This is a genomic window from Spirillospora sp. NPDC047279 (genome assembly GCF_040643285.1).
Lineage (GTDB): Bacteria > Actinomycetota > Actinomycetes > Streptosporangiales > Streptosporangiaceae > Spirillospora.
This window is the reverse complement of record NZ_JBEYUA010000015.1, coordinates 167,646-185,791: the sequence shown is the minus strand read 5'-3', so window position 1 is coordinate 185,791 and position 18,146 is coordinate 167,646. Positions and strand designations below refer to the sequence as shown.

Below are 18,146 nucleotides of genomic sequence, written 5' to 3'. Positions count from 1 at the left end.
CGGCGCTCACTCGGTGATCGCCGGTTCGAGCTCCTCCGGCTCCCACTCCTCGTCGTCCTCGTCGTCGTCCCAGACCTCGGCCTCCCGGCGGTCGCCGGCGTCCACCTGGACGCCGGCGGCGGTGAGCCCGTCCCGAAGCCGTCCGGTCATCCCCTCCGACATGTAGTGGTGGTGCAGGTCGAGCCGGCCCAGGCCGTGGAAGGCGGGGGTGTCCAGGATCATCTGGGCGCCCTTGTCGGTCAGGGTGCCCAGGGACAGGTCGAGGGAGGCGAGCCCGGCGGTGACGGGGGCGCCGGACAGCGCGGCGACCAGGGCGTCGGTGTCCCCCGCGTTGCGCAGGCCGAGGTGGCTCAGGGCGGGGAAGGCGCCCGCCAGCAGCGGCGCCAGGTCCTCGGGCGCGGCGCCGTCGCCGAGGAAGAGCTCCAGGCGTTCCAGGTTCGGCAGGGCGGAGCCGAGGACGCCGCGCACCACCTCCGGGTCCAGCCGGTGCGTCTGGAACGTCAGGCGGCGCAGTCCCGCGTGCCGCGGCACGTTCCAGGCGAGCCGGAACGCCGTGCGCTCGCCGCCGACCTTCAGCGTCATCGCGTCGGCCCCGCGGACCGCGAACTCGGCCAGCCGGGGGAAGACCGCGAGCAGCGCCGAGACGTCGGCCTGCGGGATCCAGGAGATGAGGCGGGTCTCCCGCACGACGACCTCGCCGAAGAACAGCGCCCTCAGCGCGGGGAACGAGGCGGCCCGCGCGACCAGCAGGTCGCGCACGCCGTCGGGGGTGTCGTTGGCCAGGCCGGCGTTCCAGCAGTCACCGATGACCAGCGCGGTCACGGCCCGGGTGTCGACCTCGCCGATGAACCGTGCGAGATGGTCGCCGAAGGCCTCCTCGCCGTCCCAGGCCTCCAGCCGCAACCGCCACGCGAACGCGGCGGGATCGGCCTTCGCCGCGGCGAACCGCTCGCCGGCGGGCCGCGACGCGGACGGGAAGTCGACGACCTCCAAGCCCGCGAATTCGGTCAGATAACTGCGATTCGGCATGGGTCGCAGTCTTCCACCGGAAGGATGCCGAACGGTTGCGACTCTCTTGAGCGCCGATCCCCCGGGGACTATGTAACGGTTTGGGGAGCCCTGCCTCGATTACCGGCGGGTCAGCCTTAGCCTTGGGCTTGCGATGGGGGTGCGCGCCGGGTTCCCCGCCTTCATCGGACGACGCTCTGCGAATGACAACGTTTCTCTTGTTGGAGGTCCCCGATGTCTGACACTTCCCGCGCCTCGGACGAACCCGCGCACGAAGGGATCGACACCAGCGTCTCGCACGTCGCCCGGATCTGGAACTACTGGCTGGGCGGCAAGGACAACTACCCGGTCGACCGCGAGGTCGGCGACCAGATCCTGGAGATGCTCCCGGACGTCGCCACGCTCGCCCGCGCGTCCCGCGCGTTCCTCAGCCGCGCCGTCCGCCACCTGACCGCCGACCTGGGCGTCCGGCAGTTCCTGGACATCGGCACCGGCCTCCCCACCGTCGACAACACCCATGAGGTCGCGCAGAGCATCGCCCCGGACTCCAAGGTCGTCTACGTCGACAACGACCCGCTCGTGCTGGTGCACGCGCGCGCCCTGCTGACCAGCACTCCCGAGGGCGCGACCTCCTACATCGACGCCGACCTCCGCGACCCCGCGTCGATCATGGACAAGGCCGCGGACCTCCTCGACTTCGACCGGCCCATCGCGCTCTTCCTGATGGGCATCGTGGAGTTCATCACCGACGACGACGAGGCCTACGACATCGTCGAGCGGCTCAAGAGCCGGCTGTGCCCGGGCAGCTTCCTCACCCTCTACGACGGCACCAACACCGTCCACAAGGAGGCCTCCGACCAGATCGTCGAGGTCTGGAACCAGTCCGGCAACGCGCCCCTGACCCTGCGCACCCCCGACCAGATCACCCGCTTCTTCGACGGCATGGAGATCCTGGACCCCGGCGTCGTCTCGGTCTCCCGCTGGCGCCCCGAGGCCACCCCCTGGGGCGAGCCCGCCGAAGTCGACGCCTTCGGCGCCGTCGGCCGCAAACTCTGACGGAGCCCCGCGGGTCAGTCGCGCACAAAGGGTTTTTCCAGGCCGTTGGCGCTGTGCAGCAGCGGCTCGCCGCGCAGGTAGCGGCCGACCTCTCCGGCGATGATGCGCGCGGCGTTGGCGGCGGTCTGCTTGCTGGCGCCCGCCAGATGCGGGGTCAGCGTGATGTTGGGCGTGGTCAGCAGGCGTGAGCCGGACGGGATGGGCTCCTCGGGGAACACGTCGAACGCGGCGCCGTACAGGTGGCCGGAGTCGAGCGCGTCGCAGACCGCGTCGTAGTCCAGGAGCGCGCCCCGGGCGCAGTTGACGACGATGCCGCCGGGCGGCATCGCGGCGATCTGGGCGGCGCCGATCATGCCGGTGGTCTCGGGCGTCACCCGGGCGTGCAGCGAGATGATCTGGGCCTGTGCCAGGAGGTCGCCGAGGGAGACCAGCTCGGCGACGCCGCCGAGGTCGCCGGCGTACGGGTCGTGCACCAGGACGCGGGCGCCGAGCACGTGCAGCATGCGTGCGACGCGGAGGCCGACCGCGCCGCAGCCGACGAGGCCGACCGTGCTGCCGCCGATCTCGGGGCCGACCTCCTCGTAGCGGTAGTAGTCGCCGCGCCACACGCCCGCCGTGAGGTCGCCGTGGGTCTGCGGGATGCGCCGCGCGGCGGCCATGATCATGCCGAGGGTGTGCTCGGCGGTGGCGCCCGCGTTCCGGCCCGGCGCCTTGCAGACCGCGACGCCGTGCTCGGCGGCGGCCTCCAGGTTGGCGTTGACCGGGCCGCCCCGGCTGATCCCGAAGAGCCGCAGGTCCGGGGACGCCTCCAGGATCGTGCGGGTGAGCGGCGCCATCTGGGTCACGCAGATCTCGGCGCCCTCCAGCGCCCCGATCAGCTGCCGCTCGGTGCCGGACGCCTCGTCGACCTCGGCGACCCGCCCGAACGGCTCCACCGGCCAGGGCAGGGTGAGCTCGGCGAAGGACAGGTCCGCCCCGGGCGCCTCGGCGCGGATCGCCTCGATCAGCAGCCGGTTGAGGACGAAGTGGTCGCCGGCGGCCAGGATGCGGACGGTCATTGCGGCAGCTCCAGGGCTTCGATGGGTGTGTTGAACGCCAGGAGGGCGACCTCGCCGCCCTCGACGCGGACCTCGGTGAGGGCGCAGTTGCGGACGGCGGGGAACAGCCGCCGGTAGGCGGAGAGCGGCAGGCCGAGCAGCGTGCAGAGGGCGAGCCGGATGGCGGTGGTGTGCGCGACGACGAGGACCCGGTCGCCGGGATGGCCGTCCACGATGTCGCCCAGGCACGCGGTGAAGCGCGCGGCGGCCGCCGCCGGGTCCTCTCCCCCGGGCAGGTGCCCGTTCACCGGGTCGTCGTGGAACGCCTGGAGCGCCTCGGGGAACCGGGTGCGCATCTCCGCCCGGGTGAGGCCCTCGGCGCGGCCGAAGTCCAGCTCGCGCAGCCGCTCGTCGATCCGCGGCGCGAGCCCGGCCGCCTCGGCGCAGGGCTCGGCGGTCAGCCGGGCCCGTGTCAGGTCCGACGACCACACGGCGGCCAGATCGGCCGTCCGGGCCCAGTCGGCGAGCTGCGCCGCCTGCTCCAGGCCCCGCGGGGTGAGCGGAACGTCGGTGACCCCCGCGTAGCGGTTCTCCGCATGCCACGTGGTCTCGCCGTGGCGTACCAGAACCAGTCGGGTCATCGTGACGTCCTTTCCCGTGCGTGCGCGGCGGCCACCGGCGGCAGCCAGCCGCGCCGCTCCAGCTCCCCGATCAGGGCGAGGTAGCCGTCGTCGAAGCGGGCGGTGTGGGTGGGGCGGGGCTCGATCGTCTCGCGGAGGCGCACCATCGCGGCGGCGGTTTCGGCGAGCCGCCCGCCGGTGGACGCGGCGGCGGCCAGCACGGCCGCTCCCAGGGCCGGTTCGGCCTGCTCGGGCAGCAGCACCGGCCGTCCGAGGACGTCGGCCCGCAGCTGGCACCAGTAGGCGCTCCTGGCCGATCCGCCGGTCAGCGTGAGGTCGCCGCCGACCGGCGCGCCCAGCAGGTCCAGGTAGTCGAAGCAGAGCCGCTCGACGTAGGCGATGCCCTGCAGCACCGAGGCGAACCGGTCCCCCTCGTCCCCGGTCTCGCCGAGGACGAAGCCGCGCGCGTCCGGCGCGACGAACGGGAACCGCTCGCCGGACGACACCAGCGGGTAGGTGACGGCGCGCGCCGGTTCGTGGTCGCGGGCCAGGTCGTCCAGCGCGGCGAGGTCGCGTCCGGGGAAGTCGCGGCTGATGATGCCCGCGCCGGTGCTGGACGCGCCGCCGGGGAGCCAGCCGCCGTCGGGCGCCTTGTGCGAGTAGACGACGCCCAGCGGGTCCTGGAGGAGCTCGGTGGTGACCCCCTTGAGGACGAGGGTGGTGCCCAGGACGGAGTTCCACGAGCCCGGTGTGAGGCGGCCGGTCCCGAGCTGGGAGGCGCAGCCGTCGGTGCAGCCCGCGATGACCGGTGTGCCCTCGGGCAGGCCGGTCGCCACCGCCGCCTCGGCGCACACGGCGCCGAGAGGTGTTCCGGAACGTTCCAAGGGCGGGAGGAGCCCGGCGGGCACTCCCAGCTCGGCGAAGACGTCCTCCGGCCAGTCCTCGGCGATGAGGTCGGCGCCGGTCTTGAGCGCGTTGCTGAGGTCGGTGGCCACGGCGTGGCCGGTGAGCCGGCGGTTGACGAAGTCGGCCTGGTGGACGGCCCGCGCGTCCGCGGCGCCGGGCACGTTCTCCAGGAGCCACAGCACCTTGGGCAGGGCCCAGGCGGGCTGCATGCGCCGGTAACCGAGGCGTCCCCAGATCTCCGCCCCGGCCTTGTCGGCCCGCGCGACCTGGCCTGCGGCCCGGGTGTCGTCGTACATCAGCCCCGGTGTCAGGGGACGCCCGCCGTCGTCGGTCAGCAGGACCGTGCCGGACGTGCCGTCGACCGCGACCGCGCGCACCGCCCCGGCCGGGACGTCGCGGAGCGCCGCCCGGCAGGCACTGCCGACGGCCTCCCACCACTCCTCCGGATCCTGCTCGTGGCGGGGACCGTCGCGCCGGCCGGCCAGCCGCCGGGTGCCGGTCCCGGCGACCTCGCCGGTGGCGGTCACGGCGAGGGCGCGGACGCTCTGGGTCCCGAGGTCCACCCCCACCCACACGTCGTCCGCCCGGTCACGTCGCCGGGTCACGCGTCACCCCCGTCCGTTCGGTTCGGTTCTCGTGCCGCCGCGAGGATCGGCCAGGTCGCGGCGGCGGCCTCGCGGACCTCCAGGAAGGTCCGGTAGAGACGGCCGTAGAAGGCGGCACGGCCCGGGTCGGGCTCGTACCCGTCGCCGACGCGGACGTGCGCCGCGACGGCCTCGCCCGCCGTGGCGGCACGGCCGGTGGCGAGCAGGCCCGTGATGAACGCGCCGCGCGCGCCGGGCTCGGCGTCGGCGGTGCGCACGACGGGCACCCCGGTGACGTCGGCCATCAGCCCCAGCCACTGCGGGCTGGCCGACCCGCCGCCGCTCACCCGCAGCTCGGTCGGGGTGGTCCCGGCGGCGGCCAGGCAGTCGCGCACCACCAGGCTCAGGCCCTCGAGCACGGCGCGGGCCAGGTCGGCGCGGTCGTGGTCGACGGTGAGGCCGTGGAAGGCCCCGCGCGCCCGCGGGTCGAGGAACGGCGCACGTTCCCCGGCCGGGGACAGGTAGGGCAGGAACACCAGCCCGTTCGCGCCCGCCGGCGCGGCCGCGGCCAGCTCGGACAGGCCGCCAGGGTCGTCGCCGAAGCCGAGCAGGCGGCACGCCCAGTCGATCACCTGCCCGCCGGCCAGCGTCGGGAACGCCCTCAGGTAGCGGCCCGGCAGGCCCATCGCCACCGTCAGGCCGGACGGCTCGCCGTCCAGGTCGGCCGCGTCGACGACCGTCTCCGTGCACAGCGTGGTGCCCAGGATGACGCACGACTGGCCGACCTCCACGCTGCCGACGCCGATCGCGGTCGCGGCGACGTCGTACGGCGCCATCACCACCGGCGTGCCGGCGGCCAGTCCCAGCTCGTCCGCCGCGCCCGGCGCCAGCCCGGCGGCCCGCCGGTCGTCGGGGAGCAGCTCGGGCAGCAGCCGCCGCGCCCAGTCCATCCCGTACAGCCTCAGCAGCTCGGGCGAGTAGCTCCGGTCTCGGATGTCCATGAACGGGACCGAGGCGTCGGAGCCGTCGGCCGCCACCACCCCGGTGAGGCAGGAGAAGATCCAGCCGCCGCAGGTGAGCGTGGCCGCCGAACGTTCCACCCGGTCCGGATCGTGCTCCCGCAGCCAGGTGAGGATGGCGTTGGGCACGCCCGCGAACGCCAGCGACCCGTTGACGCGGAACGCCTGGCGCAGCACGCCGGACTCGGTCCAGCGCTCCACCAGCGGGGCCGCCCGGCCGTCGTTCCACAGGATGGCCGGGCCGGTCGGCCGGCCCGCCGCGTCGACCAGCCAGCTGCCGTCGCCCTGCGCGGTCAGCGCCACGTACTCGACGTCCGCGCCGGTCACCTCGACGACCTGGCGGACGCCGCGCACCACGGCCCGCCAGACCGCGTCCATGTCCTGCTCGACCCAGCCGGACCGCGGCCGCCGCACCTCGGTCGGCTGCCGGACCACCGTGAGCTCGGCGCCGGAGCCGTCGTAGCCCACCACCTTGATCATGGTGGTGCCGGCGTCGACGCAGACGACCGCCATCATGCCCTGCCGCTGGAGGCTCGGGAGCGGCGGGCGACCGAGTCGAGCGCCACCGCCAGCAGCAGGACCGCGCCGGTGACCATGAACCGGAAGGACGAGTCGAGGTTGAGCAGGGTGAGCCCGCTGGAGATCGACTGGATGACGACGATGCCGAGCAGCGCCGCGAACGCGGTGCCCCGGCCGCCGAACAGGCTCGTGCCGCCGATGACCGCCGCCGCGATCGCGTTGAGGTTGACGTCCCCGGCGCCGCTGCTCTGGTTGGCCGCCGCGAGCCGGGCCGCCGCCAGGACGCCGCCGATGGCGGCCAGCGTGGTGCACAACATGAAGGCGGAGGCGTAGATCGCCTTGACGTTGATGCCCGCGCGCCGGGCGGCCTCCACGTTGCCGCCCACCGCGTAGAGCGACTTGCCGTAGCTCGTGCGCGTGAGGACGTAGTGCGTGACCAGCACCAATCCGAGGAAGAGCACGAACATCCAGCCTACGCCGCGGTCCCGGTTGAGGTACCAGACGGCCACGCCGAGGCCGAGCAGGAGCACCGCGCTGCGCAGCAGCAGCGCCTGGACGGAGGTGGCCGGGAGCCCGGCCCGGCGGCGCGCCGCGGCCCGGGCGTACCCGGCGGCGAACAGCGCCGCCGCGCCGGCGACGACCAGGGCGTACGCCAGCCACGGCGGGACGAACTGGAGCTGCGCGAACGTGACGAGCCCCGAGTCGAACGGCAGGTTGATCGAGCCCTTGGCGCCCAGCATCCACAACTGCACGCCGAGGAAGCCCAGCAGCCCGGCCAGGGTGATCACGAAGCTGGGCACGCCCAGCCGGTTGAACACCTGCGCGTACAGCCAGCCGATCAGGCAGGCCAGCACGACCGCGCCGCCGATCGCGAGCCAGGGCGACAGGCCGTGGTCGACGAAGAGCACCGCGGTCACGGCGGCGCTGAGGCCGCTGAGCGACCCGACCGACAGGTCGATCTGGCCGACCAGCAGCATGAACATCACGCCGAGCGCGATGATCCCGACCGGGACGCACTCGATGGCGAGGTTCACCAGGTTGGTGCTGGACAGGAAGATCGGGTTGAGGATCTGCATCACCGTCCAGATGATCACCAGTCCGGCGACCACCGGGGCCACGCCGAGGTCCCCGCCCCGGAAGCGCGCGCCGAGCACCTGGACCGTCCCGCGCACGCCGCGGGGGCGGTCGGGGTCGAACTCGGCGGCGGCGGGCGCGGGCGCCTCGATCTCCGCGACGTCCACGTCGGCCTCACTCATCGTCCGCCCCTTCCTGCCGCGCGGCCTCCTCGCGCACGGTCCTCTCCGGCACGGCGCCGGGCACGGTCTTCTCCGGCACGGCGCGGCGGCGGCGCGCCACCCGGCGGGTGACCGCGTTGTCCCCGGCCCCCGTGATGGCGGCGACGAGCTCCTCCGCGGACACCGTCTCGGCGTCGAACACGCCGTTGTTGCGCCCGAGCCTGAGCACCACGACCCGGTCGGCGACGGCCGTCACGTCCGCCATGTTGTGACTGATCATGATCACGCCGTGGCCGCGCTCGCGGAGCCGGTCGATGAGGTTGAGCACCTCGGCGGTCTGCGCCACGCCCAGCGCGGCGGTCGGCTCGTCCAGGATGATGACCTTGGGGTCGCCGAGCAGCGACCGGGCGATCGCCACGGTCTGCCGCTGCCCGCCCGACAGGGCCGCGATCGGCGCCCGGACCGAGGGGATCTTGGCCGACAGCTGCCGGAGCAGCTCGCGCGAGCGCACCTCCATCGTCACGTCGTCGAGCCGCAGCGCGCGCATCTCGCGGCCGAGGAACAGGTTCTCGATGACGTTGAGGTTCTCGCAGAGCGCGAGGTCCTGGAAGACGGTCGCGATGCCGAGCTGCTGCGCCGCGGCCGGGCTGGCGATGCCGACGGGCGCGGACTCGAAGGTGATGGTGCCCGCGTCCGGCGGATGCACGCCGGACAGCACCTTCACCAGCGTGGACTTGCCCGCGCCGTTGTCGCCGACCAGCGCCACGACCTCCCCCGCCGCGACGTCGAGGTCGACGTCGCTGAGGGCGGCGACGGCCCCGAACGACTTGCTGATCCCGCGCAGCGACAGCAGCGGCGGCGCGGCCACGGCGGTGCTCACTTGAGGCCGAGCTTGTCGCAGGCGGCCTTGTACTCGGGGGTGCACACCTCGGAGACCTTCAGCGCGCCGTTGGCCCCGAAGAGCACCTCGGCGATGTTGTCCTTGGTCACCACGGTCGGCGTGAACAGCTCCGACGGGGTCTCGAAGAGCGTGGTGTTGCCCTTGGGCGGGTTCCCCTGGACGAACTGGTACGCGGCGTTGGCGGCCGCCTCGGCGACGATCTTGATCGGCTTGGAGATGGTGTTGTACTGGTCGCCGGCGATGATGCGCTGCGCGGCGGCGAGCTCGGCGTCGTTGCCGGTCACCGGCGGCACCTCCTGGCCCGCCGCCTTGAACGCGGCGATGCTGCCGCCGCCGGTGCCGTCGTTGGCCGCGACGACGCCCGCGATCTGCCCGCGGTACTTGCTGATCTGGCCGCTCACCCAGTCCTGGGCCTTGGCCGGCTCCCAGCCGGGGGTGTCGTACTCCGCCAGGAGCTTGTACCCGCTGGCGTCGACGGAGCTGTGGATGCCCTTCTTGATCAGCCCGGCGGCGGCGTCGGTCGGCGAGCCGTTGACCTGGAGGACGCCGCCCTTGGCGTTGTCCTTCTTCAGCCGGTCGACCAGCGACTGGGCGATCATCGCTCCGATCTTCTCGTTGTCGAACGAGATGTAGTAGTCGGCCTTGGCGGCGGGGATCGGCCGGTCGTAGGCGATGATCGGCACCTTGCGCGACTGGGCCATCCGCACGGTGGAGGCGGCGGCCGCGGAGTCCACCGGGTCGATGACGATGGCCTTCACGCCCTGGGCGAGCATCGAGTTGGCCTGTTGCTGCTGCTTGGCGGCGTCGGCGTTGGCGTTCTGGTACAGCACCTCGCAGTCCGCGCAGAGCTGCTTGATCTTGGCCTTGAAGAGCGGCGCGTCGTAGAGCTCGTACCGGGTGGACGCGATGTCCGGCATCAGGAAGGCGATCTTGGCACCCTTGGCGCCGCCGGAGCCGGAGCCGCCGGACGAGCAGGCCGTCAGGGGGGCGAGGACGGCCAGGGCGGCGGTGGTCGCGGCGAACGCTCTGACGTGAGACTTCTTCACTGGGTCTCCTCGGGGGGTGTCCGCCCGTGAAGAGGGGCGGCTGAGCCGATGTCGAACACAACACGATGAGTGCGAGAAGTGTCAACTCTGAACGAGAAATTAACACCAAAACGCGTGATAACCCAGGCCGAAGGGTTGATCGTTCGGTCGAACCGGACCACAATGGGCACCCGAGTCATGGATGGAGCTGTGTTATGTTCACATTCACTTTCACATGACCTGGCCGCGGCCGGCCGCGATCGGCGGCCATCGACCACAGGGGGCACGGCCCGGTGACCGACGACGGACCACGCGCCGCGACACCGGCGGCGAACGACGGCCTGGCCGCCCGCGACCGCCGCGAGGGGATCCGGCAGCGGGTCGCCGGCGAGGGGTTCGTCCAGGCCAAGGACCTCGCCGCCGCGTACGGGGTCAGCCTGATGACGATCCATCGCGACCTCGACGAGCTGCAGAGCCGCGGCTGGCTCCGCAAGGTCCGCGGCGGCGCGACGGCCGAGCCGTCCGCGGTGCACCACGGCGACGTGCGGCACCGCCTCCAGTCGATGTCCGAGGCCAAGGAGCAGCTCGCGCTCGCCGCCGAGAGCCTGGTCGAGACCGGCGCCTCGGTCATGGTCGACGAGAGCACCACCGGCCTCGCGCTGGCGGGCCGGCTTCCCGCCCGCGGCCCGCTCACGGTGATCACGAACTTCCTCGCCGTGGTCAACCTGCTGGCGGGCGAGCCCGGGGTCGACCTCGTCACGCTGGGCGGCGCGTACTACCCCGCCTACGACGCCTTCCTCGGGCTGCGGACGACCGAGGCCATCCGGTCACTGCACGCGGACGTGCTGTTCATGTCCACGACCGCGATCACCAACGGCCACTGCTACCACCAATCCCAGGAGACCGTCGCGGTCAAGCGGGCGCTGATGGAGTCGGCCGACCGGCGGGTGCTGCTGGTCGACCACGGCAAGTTCGCCAAGAACGGCCTCTACCAGCTCGCGCCGCTCACCGCGTTCGACCTGGTCATCGTGGACGCCGGGACGCCCCGCCCGACCGTCGACGGGCTGCGCGCACTCGGCGTGCCGCTGCACGTCGCCGGCGCGGGCGACCCGCCGGCGCTGGGCCCCGCGAGGACCGACTCCTGACGTCGCGGGCGACGCCCCTCCGTCTCCGGCCTACAGTGGCCTGAGCATGAACGACTCCACGCGCACGAGATCGCCCGAGGGGGGACGAACCCCCACGCCCCCCGAGGCGGCTTCGCCGCCTTCCTGGCTCCCCCACGAGACCACCGCCGACGCGCAGGCCAGGGACGCCCGGGTCGCGGTGCTGCCCGTCGGCAGTTTCGAGCAGCACGGCCCCTACCTGCCCCTCGCCACCGACACCGTGATCGCCTGCACGCTCGCGCGGGAGATCGCCGCCGCGTACCCCGTCCTGCTGCTGCCGCCCGTCACGATCTCGTGTTCGCACGAGCACGCCGGCTGGCCCGGCACGGTCAGCATCTCGGCGCGCACGCTGCACGCCGTGGTGACCGACATCGCCGCGTCGCTGCGCCGTTCCGGCGTGACCGGGCTGGTCCTGGTCAACGGCCACGGCGGCAACTACGTCCTCGGCAACGTCGTGCAGGAGGCGGGCGGCGGCATGGCGCTGTTCCCCGGCGTGCCCGACTGGGAGGCGGCCCGGAGCGCCGCGGGCGTCGAGACCTCGCTGGACGGCGACATGCACGCCGGTGAGATCGAGACGTCGATCCTGCTGCACGCCCATCCCGGCCTCGTCCGGCCCGGGCACGAGGCGGGCGACCACCTCGCCGACGACCGCCCGCACCTGCTCACGCTGGGGATGGCCGCCTACACCGGCTCGGGCGTCATCGGCCGGCCGTCACTCGCCTCCGCCGGCAAGGGCCGGGACCTTCTCGCGAGCCTGGTCGCGTCGTTCGGCCCGTACCTCGCGCTGCTCGGTGGAGACCGCCCGGACGAGCAGGACGCCGGCGCCGGGAAGGCTCGCGACCAGGGCCAGCACGCCGTAGACGACGGCGACCGTGAGCCCCTGGGACGAGCCGAGCCCGGCCGCGCCGAACGCCAGTGACGAGGCCGCCTCGCGCGGTCCCCAGCCGCCCACGTTCACCGGCAGCGCCATGACCAGCAGCGCCACCAGCGACAGCGGGACGAGGTCGAGGACCGGTGCCGTCGCCCCGGCGAGCCGGGCCGCGATGACGAAGAGCGCCACGTGCCCGGCCAGCGCCCCCGCCGACAGCAGCAGCGCCCCCGGCCAGGTCCACCGCCCCGAGACCGCGAGCACCGCCACCGTCGCCGTCATGCCCGCCAGCGCGGCGGCGGCCGGCCCGCCGGGGACGACCCCGGCGGCGGACGCCAGCGCGGCGGCGGCGACGACGAGGAGCACCACCTGGCCCGCCGCACGTTCCACGACGACGGCGCGGATGCCCCGCCGGACGTCCCCGGCGTCCCGCCCGTGGTGGACGGCGCGGTGCACGTCGCCGAGCACGCCCGCGGGGAGCACGGCGTTCAGGAACAGCGCCCGGTAGTAGTCGGCGACGGCCGACGTCATCGACATCCCGAGACCCAGGCCGCGCGCCACGAACCGCCAGCGGGCGGCGCTGAGCACCGTCGTCAGCACGCCGATCGCCAGCGCTGCGGCGACCGCCCCGCCGTCGATCACGCGGAACGCCGCGACGAACGCGTCCGTGCTCTGCCAATAGAGGAGCACGGCCAGGATCGCCGCTCCGCACAGGGTCTTTTTCACCGTGGCTCCACGAGCAGGTCGGCGTGATGGACGACGGCGCGCAGGTCTCCCGCGGCGCACGTGCCGGTCCGGTCACGCAGGTAGGTTTCGGCACGCCGGGCCAGGTCGGGCCGCTGCTCGCAGGCGGCGGCCACCCAGCCGCGGAGCCACCGCTCCGTCAGGGCGGCGTGTTCGGGTCCGAGCCGCCAGGGGCTGGTCCGCACACGCACGGCCAGGCCGTGCCGCTCGAACTCCTCCACCGCGGCGGCGACCGCGTCCGGGCCGAGCCGCCCGTCCCGGCGCTGGTGGCCGTTGAACGCCTCCTGGAAGTCGGCGTCGAGCGGGTCGGCCGGGAACAGCTCGACGCGGCCCGTCACCGACAGGGTCAGCAGGGCGGGGCATCCCGCGCCGGCGATCGCGTCCACGAGGGCGGTGAGCTCGTCCCGGGTCAGCAGGTCCAGCAGGGCCGACGCGGTGACCAGGGAGGCTCCGGCGAAGTCGGCGGCGCTCAGGTCGGCGATCTCGCCCTGCCGCGTCTCGGCGTCCGCGGGGACGCTCCGCCGCGCCTGGTCGAGCAGGTCGGCGTCGCGGTCGTGGAGGACCCAGCGCCGCGGTCCGTCCAGCCGTTCCGAGAGCCAGCGCGCCATCGAGCCCGTTCCGCAGCCGATGTCGTGCACGACCAGGTCACCGGCGCCGCGGCGCAGGTCCGGCGGCACGAGCTCGGCCCGCGCGGCGGCGTCGGCCTCCTCCCGCAGCGCGAGCCAGCCGGGGCTGAACCGCTCGGCGAGCCGGTCCAGCACCGCGGTCACGCCCACCGCCGTCTCGTCCCATCCGCCGAGCGTCCCGCGCCGGTCTCGGGCGGCGGACCGCAGGCGCCGCCGCAGGCCGGCGTCCCCGAGCCAGCGCCGCAGCGCCGCCGCCAGGGCGCCGGCGTCGCCGGGCGGGACGAGCAGTCCCGCGTCCCCGCCGATGGCCTCGGGCACCCCGCCGACGTCGGAGGCGAGCACGGGGACGCCGCGCGCGAGCGCCTCGGTGACGACCATGCCGTACGTCTCGGCGCGGGACGGCAGCACCAGCAGGTCCGCCTCGGCGTAGGCGGCGTCCAGCTCCGCACCCGCGTACGGGCCCGCCAGCCGGATCCTCCTGTCCAGCCCGTGATGCTCGATGAGCTTGCGCAACCACTCGGCGTGCTCGGGGTCGGCCGTCGCCGGGCCGGCGCACAGGCAGTCCCACGCGAGGTCACCGACGGACGCCAGCGCCTCGATGAGCACGTCATGGCCCTTGCGCGGCGTCAGCGACGCGACGCAGAGCAGTCTGGCGCCGTTTTCCGTGCCCGGCGCCTCGGGGGCCGGGTCGACCCCGGGCGGGACGACGTGGACACGTCCGGCGGGGAGCCCGTGCAGCTCGGTCACCCGCCGCGCCGCCCACCGGCTGGTCGTCACCACGGCGCTCACCGCGCGCAGGGTCTCGCCCTCGCAGTCGATCAGCCCGTCCGGGGCGCCCGTCTCGTCGCCGAGCGGGAGGTGCACCAGGACCGCGAGGGTCAGGCGCCGCGCCCGCGGTACGACGATCTCCGGGACCCCGCAGGCCACGAGCCCGTCCATCAGGACGACGGCGTCGTCGGGCAGCCCGTCGAGCGCCTCGGCCAGCCGCCCCCTGACCGTCGCGTCCGGCCGCGGCCACCGCCCGGGCACCACGATGTCGACCGCCGCCGGCATCCGCCGGAGCACCTCGCGGTCGTAGACGTTGCCCCCGCTCGGCACGGCGCCGCCGGGCAGCACGACGTAGGGCCCGTTCATAGCGCCCGCTCGTAGCTCGCCCAGGCCACGTGCGACTCGTGCAGCGTGACGGTGATGCCGTCCAGGCCGCGCGCCCCGTCGCCGAGCGCGCCCTCCCGCGCCCGCTCGGCGAGCCGGTCGGCGATGACCTTGGCGAGGAACTCGGTGGTGGTGTTGGTGCCGGCGAAGTCCGGCTCGTCGTCCAGGTTCCGGTAGTTGAGGCGCCCGAGGACGGCGTGCAGCTCCTGGGTGGCCAGCCCGATGTCGACCACGATGTTGTCGGCGTCCAGGTGGGTCCGCCGGAACGTCGCGTCCACGACGAAGGTCGCGCCGTGCAGCTTCTGCGCCGGGCCGAACACCTCGCCGCGGAAGCTGTGGGCGACCATGACGTGGTCGCGGACGGTGATGCTGAACAACGCGGGGCCTCCAGGAGATCGGTGGGCACGAAGCAGTACGCAGGGATGGGCCCGCAGGGATCAGTAGGCGATCCGATGGCAGAGGGCGGGCAGTTCGCCGGAGGCGAGCCGGCCCATCACCGCGGGCAGGTCGTCGAAGGGGCTCTCGCCGGTGACGAGGGCGTCGAACGCCGGGTCGGCGAGCAGGTCCAGCGCCAGCGCCAGGCGGTCGGCGAACGTGCGGCGGCCGCGGCGCGCCGGGGCGACCGTGCCCACCTGGCTGCTGCGCACGGCGAGGCGGCGGACGTGGAAGGCCTCCCCCAGCGGCAGGGCGACCATCCGGTCGCCGTACCAGCTCAGGTCGACGACCTCGCCCTCGGTGGCGAGCAGTTCCAGCGACCTCACCAGCCCCTCCCCGGTGGCGCTGGCGTGGATCACCAGGTCGCACTCCCCCGCCGCGCCCTCCGGCGAGGCGAACGCGACCCCCAGCCGTCCGGCGGTCCCCTTCCGCGCCGGGTCGACGTCGACCAGCTCGACCCGGGTGCCCGGGATCCCGGCGAGGAGCTTGGCGACGGCGCAGCCGACCATCCCGCCGCCCACGACCGCGATCCGGTCGCCCACCAGGGGCCCGGCGTCCCACAGCGCGTTGACGGCGGTCTCCACCGTCCCGGCGAGCACCGCCCGCCCGGCGGGGACGCCGTCGGGCACCACGGTCACCGCTGTGGCCGGGACCACGTACCGGGTCTGGTGCGGATAGAGGCAGAAGACCGTGCGGCCGGTGAGCTCGTCCGGGCCGTCCTCCACCACGCCGACGTTGAGGTAGCCGTACTTGACCGGCCCCGGGAAGTCGCCCTCCTGGAAGGGGGCCCGCATGTCCTCGTACCGGCTCTCGGGCACCCGCCCCTGGTAGACCAGCGTCTCGGTGCCCCGGCTCACCGCCGAGTACAACGTCCGGACGAGCACCTCGCCGGATCCGGCGCCGGGCACGGCGGCCGGCCGGATCTCGCCCGCCTCAGGCGACCGAAGCCAGAACGCGCGTTCCATCGTCACTCTCCGATCGGGCCGGGACGCGGCGGGCGTGCCACAACCAGGCGACGTCGCGTCCGAACGACCACACCAGCGCGGCCAGGGCCACGGCCGCCAGCGCCGCCGCGGCGGCCTGGGGCAGCACTCCCGCGCCCGCCGCCACCAGCGCGACGCCCTGGAGGGCCGCCACCGTCTTGCGGGCCAGGCTCGGCGGCAGGCTCGCGCACAACCACGGCATCGCCCACGAGGCCGCGACGAACGCGTACCGCATGGCGCCGATCGCCAGGACCCACGGGCCCAGGCCGTACGCGACGTGCACGCTCAGCACCAGGATGAGGACGGCGTCGACCTCCATGTCGAACCGCGCGCCGAGGGGCGAGGAGGTTCCGGTGCGGCGGGCGACCTGCCCGTCCACCCCGTCCATCGCCAGGGCCACGCCCGCCAGGACGGCGAGGATGGCCTGCGCCGCCCCGGCGACCTGGGCCGCGCCCATCGCGCCGTCCACCACCAGCGCGGCCACGCCGCCGACCAGCAGCGCCCGCGTGAACGTCACGCGGTCCGCCGGGCCCAGCGAACGGCGCCCGGACCGGCTCAGCGCCAGCGCCAGCAGGAGCGGCAGGCCGACGCCGTAGGCCGTCCCTGCCAGCCACGCCGCGGTGCCCAGGCCGAATCCCGCCCACAACACCGCCAGCAGCACCAGCTGCGCGGACAGCCCGGCGCAGACCAGCCCGCCGCCCGTCTCAAGCCGCCGCATACGCGCTCCCCAGGCTCGTCATGATCTCGTCGCGCAGGCCGGGGGTCACGGCCACCGTCACCTGCGAGTCGGTCGTGTGGTCACCGCCGTCGTGGTCCAGGACGGTCCCGCCGGCCTCGCGGACCAGCACCACGCCCGCCGCGGTGTCCCACGGCCGGTTCGACAGGATGACCGTGGCGTCGAAGCGGCCCTGGGCCACCCACGCCAGGTCGATCGCGGCCGTGCCGATCATCCGGATGCGCTGGGCCCGCGCGCCGAGGTCCTCCAGGAGGGCGAGCCGCACGCGGTTCCTGGCCTCGGCCGCCGCGTCGCCGCCCACCGCGAAGTCGCCGACCGAGATGACCGCGTCGTGCAGGCCGGTCACGCCGGAGACGCCGATGCGCTCGTCGTCCGCGAAGGCGCCCTGGCCGTCGGCCGCGCTGTAGGTCACGTCGAGGAACGGCAGGTCGATGGCCGCCAGCACGCCGCGCCGGCCGTCCACGAGCCCGAGGGACACCGCGCACAGCGGGACGCCGCGCGCGAAGTTCGAGGTGCCGTCGACCGGGTCGAGGGCCCACCAGAGGGCGTCGGTGCCGGTGCGCCCGTGTTCCTCGCCGAGGACGCCGATCTCGGGGGTCTCGCGCAGCAGGAAGTCGCGGACCGCCTCCTCGACCGCCAGGTCGATGTCGGTGACCAGGTCGCGGTCGCCCTTGGCGACCACCGACCGCGGCGCCCGCGAGCGGATGATGGCGCGCGCCATGGCGACCGCCTCGCGGGCGAGGGGCAGCAGTTCGGCGTGGTCAGCCATGAGCGCCCACCTGCGGGAGGTCGTGTCCCATCCGGTCCCGCTTGGCGGTCAGGTAGGCGATGTTGCCGTCGTGGACGGGCGCCAGGACGGGAACCCGTCCCACGACCTCGACCCCGTACGACTTCAGGGCGCTGACCTTGTCGGGGTTGTTGGACATCAGGCGCACCGAGCCGATTCCCAGGTGCCGCAGCACCCGGGCGGCCGGGCCGTAGTCGCGCACGTCGACCGGGAGCCCGAGGGTCGTCGCCGAGTCGATGGTGTCGAGCCCCTCCTCGTCCTGGAGGATGTGGGTGCGCACCTTGGCGACGAGCCCGATCCCGCGCCCCTCGTGCCCGCGCAGGTAGACCAGCACGCCGCAGCCCTCGCGGACGATCGTGTCCAATGCCGCGTTCAGCTGGTCGCCGCACTCGCAGCGCAGCGCGCCGAAGATGTCCCCGGTCATGCACTCGGAGTGCATCCGGACCAGCACGCCGGGCCGCGTGCCCGGCTCGCCGAAGACCAGGGCCAAGTGTTCGTTGCGGTCGACCGGGTCCCGGAACGCGACCGCGCGGAACGTTCCGCGCCGCGTCCGAAGATCGGATTCTGCGACCTCGATCAGCTCCATGTCTGGATCACGCATCGTCTCCCCTGTCAGTTCACTGAACTCGCCCGGCCCGGGACCCGCACCAATCCCGTATACGGACGAACCCCCGTCTCCCGGTTCACCGGAGCGCGCAGGAGACCCGATATGCTGCGAACAGAGCAATATTTCAAACTTAAG

At 74.0% G+C, this 18,146-nt stretch carries 17 protein-coding genes and 1 pseudogene; 3 read left to right on the top strand and 15 right to left on the bottom strand.

Going from position 1 to position 18,146, the window contains the following annotated elements; translation table 11 throughout:
* Positions 1 to 6: 6 nt before the first annotated feature.
* The gene (locus ABZ810_RS33950; protein ID WP_358410243.1) at positions 7 to 1,029 is read right to left on the bottom strand and encodes a hypothetical protein; all 1,023 of its coding nucleotides are present in this window, start codon (positions 1,027 to 1,029) and stop codon (positions 7 to 9) included.
* 213 nt (positions 1,030 to 1,242) lie between these two features.
* On the opposite strand from ABZ810_RS33950, the gene ABZ810_RS33945 reads away from it, so the two are divergent.
* Positions 1,243 to 2,064: an SAM-dependent methyltransferase gene (locus tag ABZ810_RS33945; RefSeq protein ID WP_358410242.1), complete on the top strand. Its 822-nt coding sequence runs from the start codon at positions 1,243 to 1,245 to the stop codon at positions 2,062 to 2,064.
* 14 nt (positions 2,065 to 2,078) lie between these two features.
* Here the strand turns inward: ABZ810_RS33945 and ABZ810_RS33940 are convergent, their stop codons facing one another.
* From ABZ810_RS33940 to ABZ810_RS33910, 7 genes are read right to left on the bottom strand one after another with little or no spacing between them, the layout of a single operon-like run.
* Complete coding sequence (locus tag ABZ810_RS33940) at positions 2,079 to 3,122, bottom strand: 2-hydroxyacid dehydrogenase (protein ID WP_358410241.1); 1,044 nt, start codon at positions 3,120 to 3,122, stop codon at positions 2,079 to 2,081.
* Complete coding sequence (locus ABZ810_RS33935; protein WP_358410240.1) at positions 3,119 to 3,742, bottom strand: histidine phosphatase family protein; 624 nt, start codon at positions 3,740 to 3,742, stop codon at positions 3,119 to 3,121. The genes ABZ810_RS33940 and ABZ810_RS33935 overlap by 4 nt, the downstream gene beginning before the upstream one ends.
* Positions 3,739 to 5,232: an FGGY family carbohydrate kinase gene (locus tag ABZ810_RS33930; protein WP_358410238.1), complete on the bottom strand. Its 1,494-nt coding sequence runs from the start codon at positions 5,230 to 5,232 to the stop codon at positions 3,739 to 3,741. The genes ABZ810_RS33935 and ABZ810_RS33930 overlap by 4 nt, the downstream gene beginning before the upstream one ends.
* Positions 5,229 to 6,746 carry an FGGY-family carbohydrate kinase gene (locus tag ABZ810_RS33925; RefSeq protein ID WP_358410236.1) on the bottom strand — a complete coding sequence of 506 codons (1,518 nt, stop codon included), beginning with the start codon at positions 6,744 to 6,746 and terminating at the stop codon, positions 5,229 to 5,231. Before ABZ810_RS33925 ends, ABZ810_RS33930 begins: the two co-directional genes overlap by 4 nt.
* The gene (locus tag ABZ810_RS33920; protein ID WP_358410234.1) at positions 6,743 to 8,005 is read right to left on the bottom strand and encodes a sugar ABC transporter permease; all 1,263 of its coding nucleotides are present in this window, start codon (positions 8,003 to 8,005) and stop codon (positions 6,743 to 6,745) included. Before ABZ810_RS33920 ends, ABZ810_RS33925 begins: the two co-directional genes overlap by 4 nt.
* Entirely contained in the window at positions 7,998 to 8,864 is an 867-nt protein-coding gene (locus tag ABZ810_RS33915) for an ATP-binding cassette domain-containing protein (RefSeq protein ID WP_358410232.1), read from the bottom strand. The genes ABZ810_RS33920 and ABZ810_RS33915 overlap by 8 nt, the downstream gene beginning before the upstream one ends.
* Positions 8,861 to 9,931, bottom strand: coding sequence for a substrate-binding domain-containing protein (locus ABZ810_RS33910; protein WP_358410231.1), 1,071 nt, complete (start codon positions 9,929 to 9,931; stop codon positions 8,861 to 8,863). The genes ABZ810_RS33915 and ABZ810_RS33910 overlap by 4 nt, the downstream gene beginning before the upstream one ends.
* 272 nt (positions 9,932 to 10,203) lie before the next feature.
* Here ABZ810_RS33910 and ABZ810_RS33905 point away from each other — a divergent pair, with 272 nt between their 5' ends.
* Entirely contained in the window at positions 10,204 to 11,055 is an 852-nt protein-coding gene (locus tag ABZ810_RS33905) for a DeoR/GlpR family DNA-binding transcription regulator (RefSeq protein ID WP_358410229.1), read from the top strand.
* A gap of 178 nt (positions 11,056 to 11,233) precedes the next feature.
* The gene (locus ABZ810_RS33900; RefSeq protein ID WP_358410387.1) at positions 11,234 to 11,992 is read left to right on the top strand and encodes a creatininase family protein; all 759 of its coding nucleotides are present in this window, start codon (positions 11,234 to 11,236) and stop codon (positions 11,990 to 11,992) included.
* On the opposite strand, the pseudogene ABZ810_RS33895 reads toward ABZ810_RS33900, so the two are convergent.
* The 7 genes and pseudogenes from ABZ810_RS33895 to ABZ810_RS33865 all read right to left on the bottom strand — a co-directional run.
* A pseudogene (locus ABZ810_RS33895) lies at positions 11,957 to 12,631 on the bottom strand (lysylphosphatidylglycerol synthase domain-containing protein); the annotation flags it as partial. The gene ABZ810_RS33900 and the pseudogene ABZ810_RS33895 sit on opposite strands and share 36 nt — an antisense overlap.
* Positions 12,632 to 12,663: 32 nt before the next feature.
* Positions 12,664 to 14,445: a glycosyltransferase gene (locus ABZ810_RS33890; protein ID WP_358410228.1), complete on the bottom strand. Its 1,782-nt coding sequence runs from the start codon at positions 14,443 to 14,445 to the stop codon at positions 12,664 to 12,666.
* Positions 14,442 to 14,840 (bottom strand): 6-carboxytetrahydropterin synthase, encoded by a 399-nt coding sequence (locus ABZ810_RS33885; RefSeq protein WP_358410226.1) that lies wholly within the window; start codon positions 14,838 to 14,840, stop codon positions 14,442 to 14,444. Before ABZ810_RS33885 ends, ABZ810_RS33890 begins: the two co-directional genes overlap by 4 nt.
* A 60-nt stretch (positions 14,841 to 14,900) precedes the next feature.
* Positions 14,901 to 15,863 carry a zinc-binding alcohol dehydrogenase gene (locus ABZ810_RS33880; protein ID WP_358410224.1) on the bottom strand — a complete coding sequence of 321 codons (963 nt, stop codon included), beginning with the start codon at positions 15,861 to 15,863 and terminating at the stop codon, positions 14,901 to 14,903.
* The gene (locus tag ABZ810_RS33875) at positions 15,832 to 16,599 is read right to left on the bottom strand and encodes a CDP-alcohol phosphatidyltransferase family protein (protein ID WP_358410222.1); all 768 of its coding nucleotides are present in this window, start codon (positions 16,597 to 16,599) and stop codon (positions 15,832 to 15,834) included. Before ABZ810_RS33875 ends, ABZ810_RS33880 begins: the two co-directional genes overlap by 32 nt.
* The gene (locus ABZ810_RS33870; protein WP_358410221.1) at positions 16,586 to 17,386 is read right to left on the bottom strand and encodes an inositol monophosphatase family protein; all 801 of its coding nucleotides are present in this window, start codon (positions 17,384 to 17,386) and stop codon (positions 16,586 to 16,588) included. The genes ABZ810_RS33875 and ABZ810_RS33870 overlap by 14 nt, the downstream gene beginning before the upstream one ends.
* Positions 17,379 to 18,005 (bottom strand): GTP cyclohydrolase II, encoded by a 627-nt coding sequence (locus tag ABZ810_RS33865; protein WP_358410220.1) that lies wholly within the window; start codon positions 18,003 to 18,005, stop codon positions 17,379 to 17,381. The genes ABZ810_RS33870 and ABZ810_RS33865 overlap by 8 nt, the downstream gene beginning before the upstream one ends.
* Positions 18,006 to 18,146: the final 141 nt, after the last annotated feature.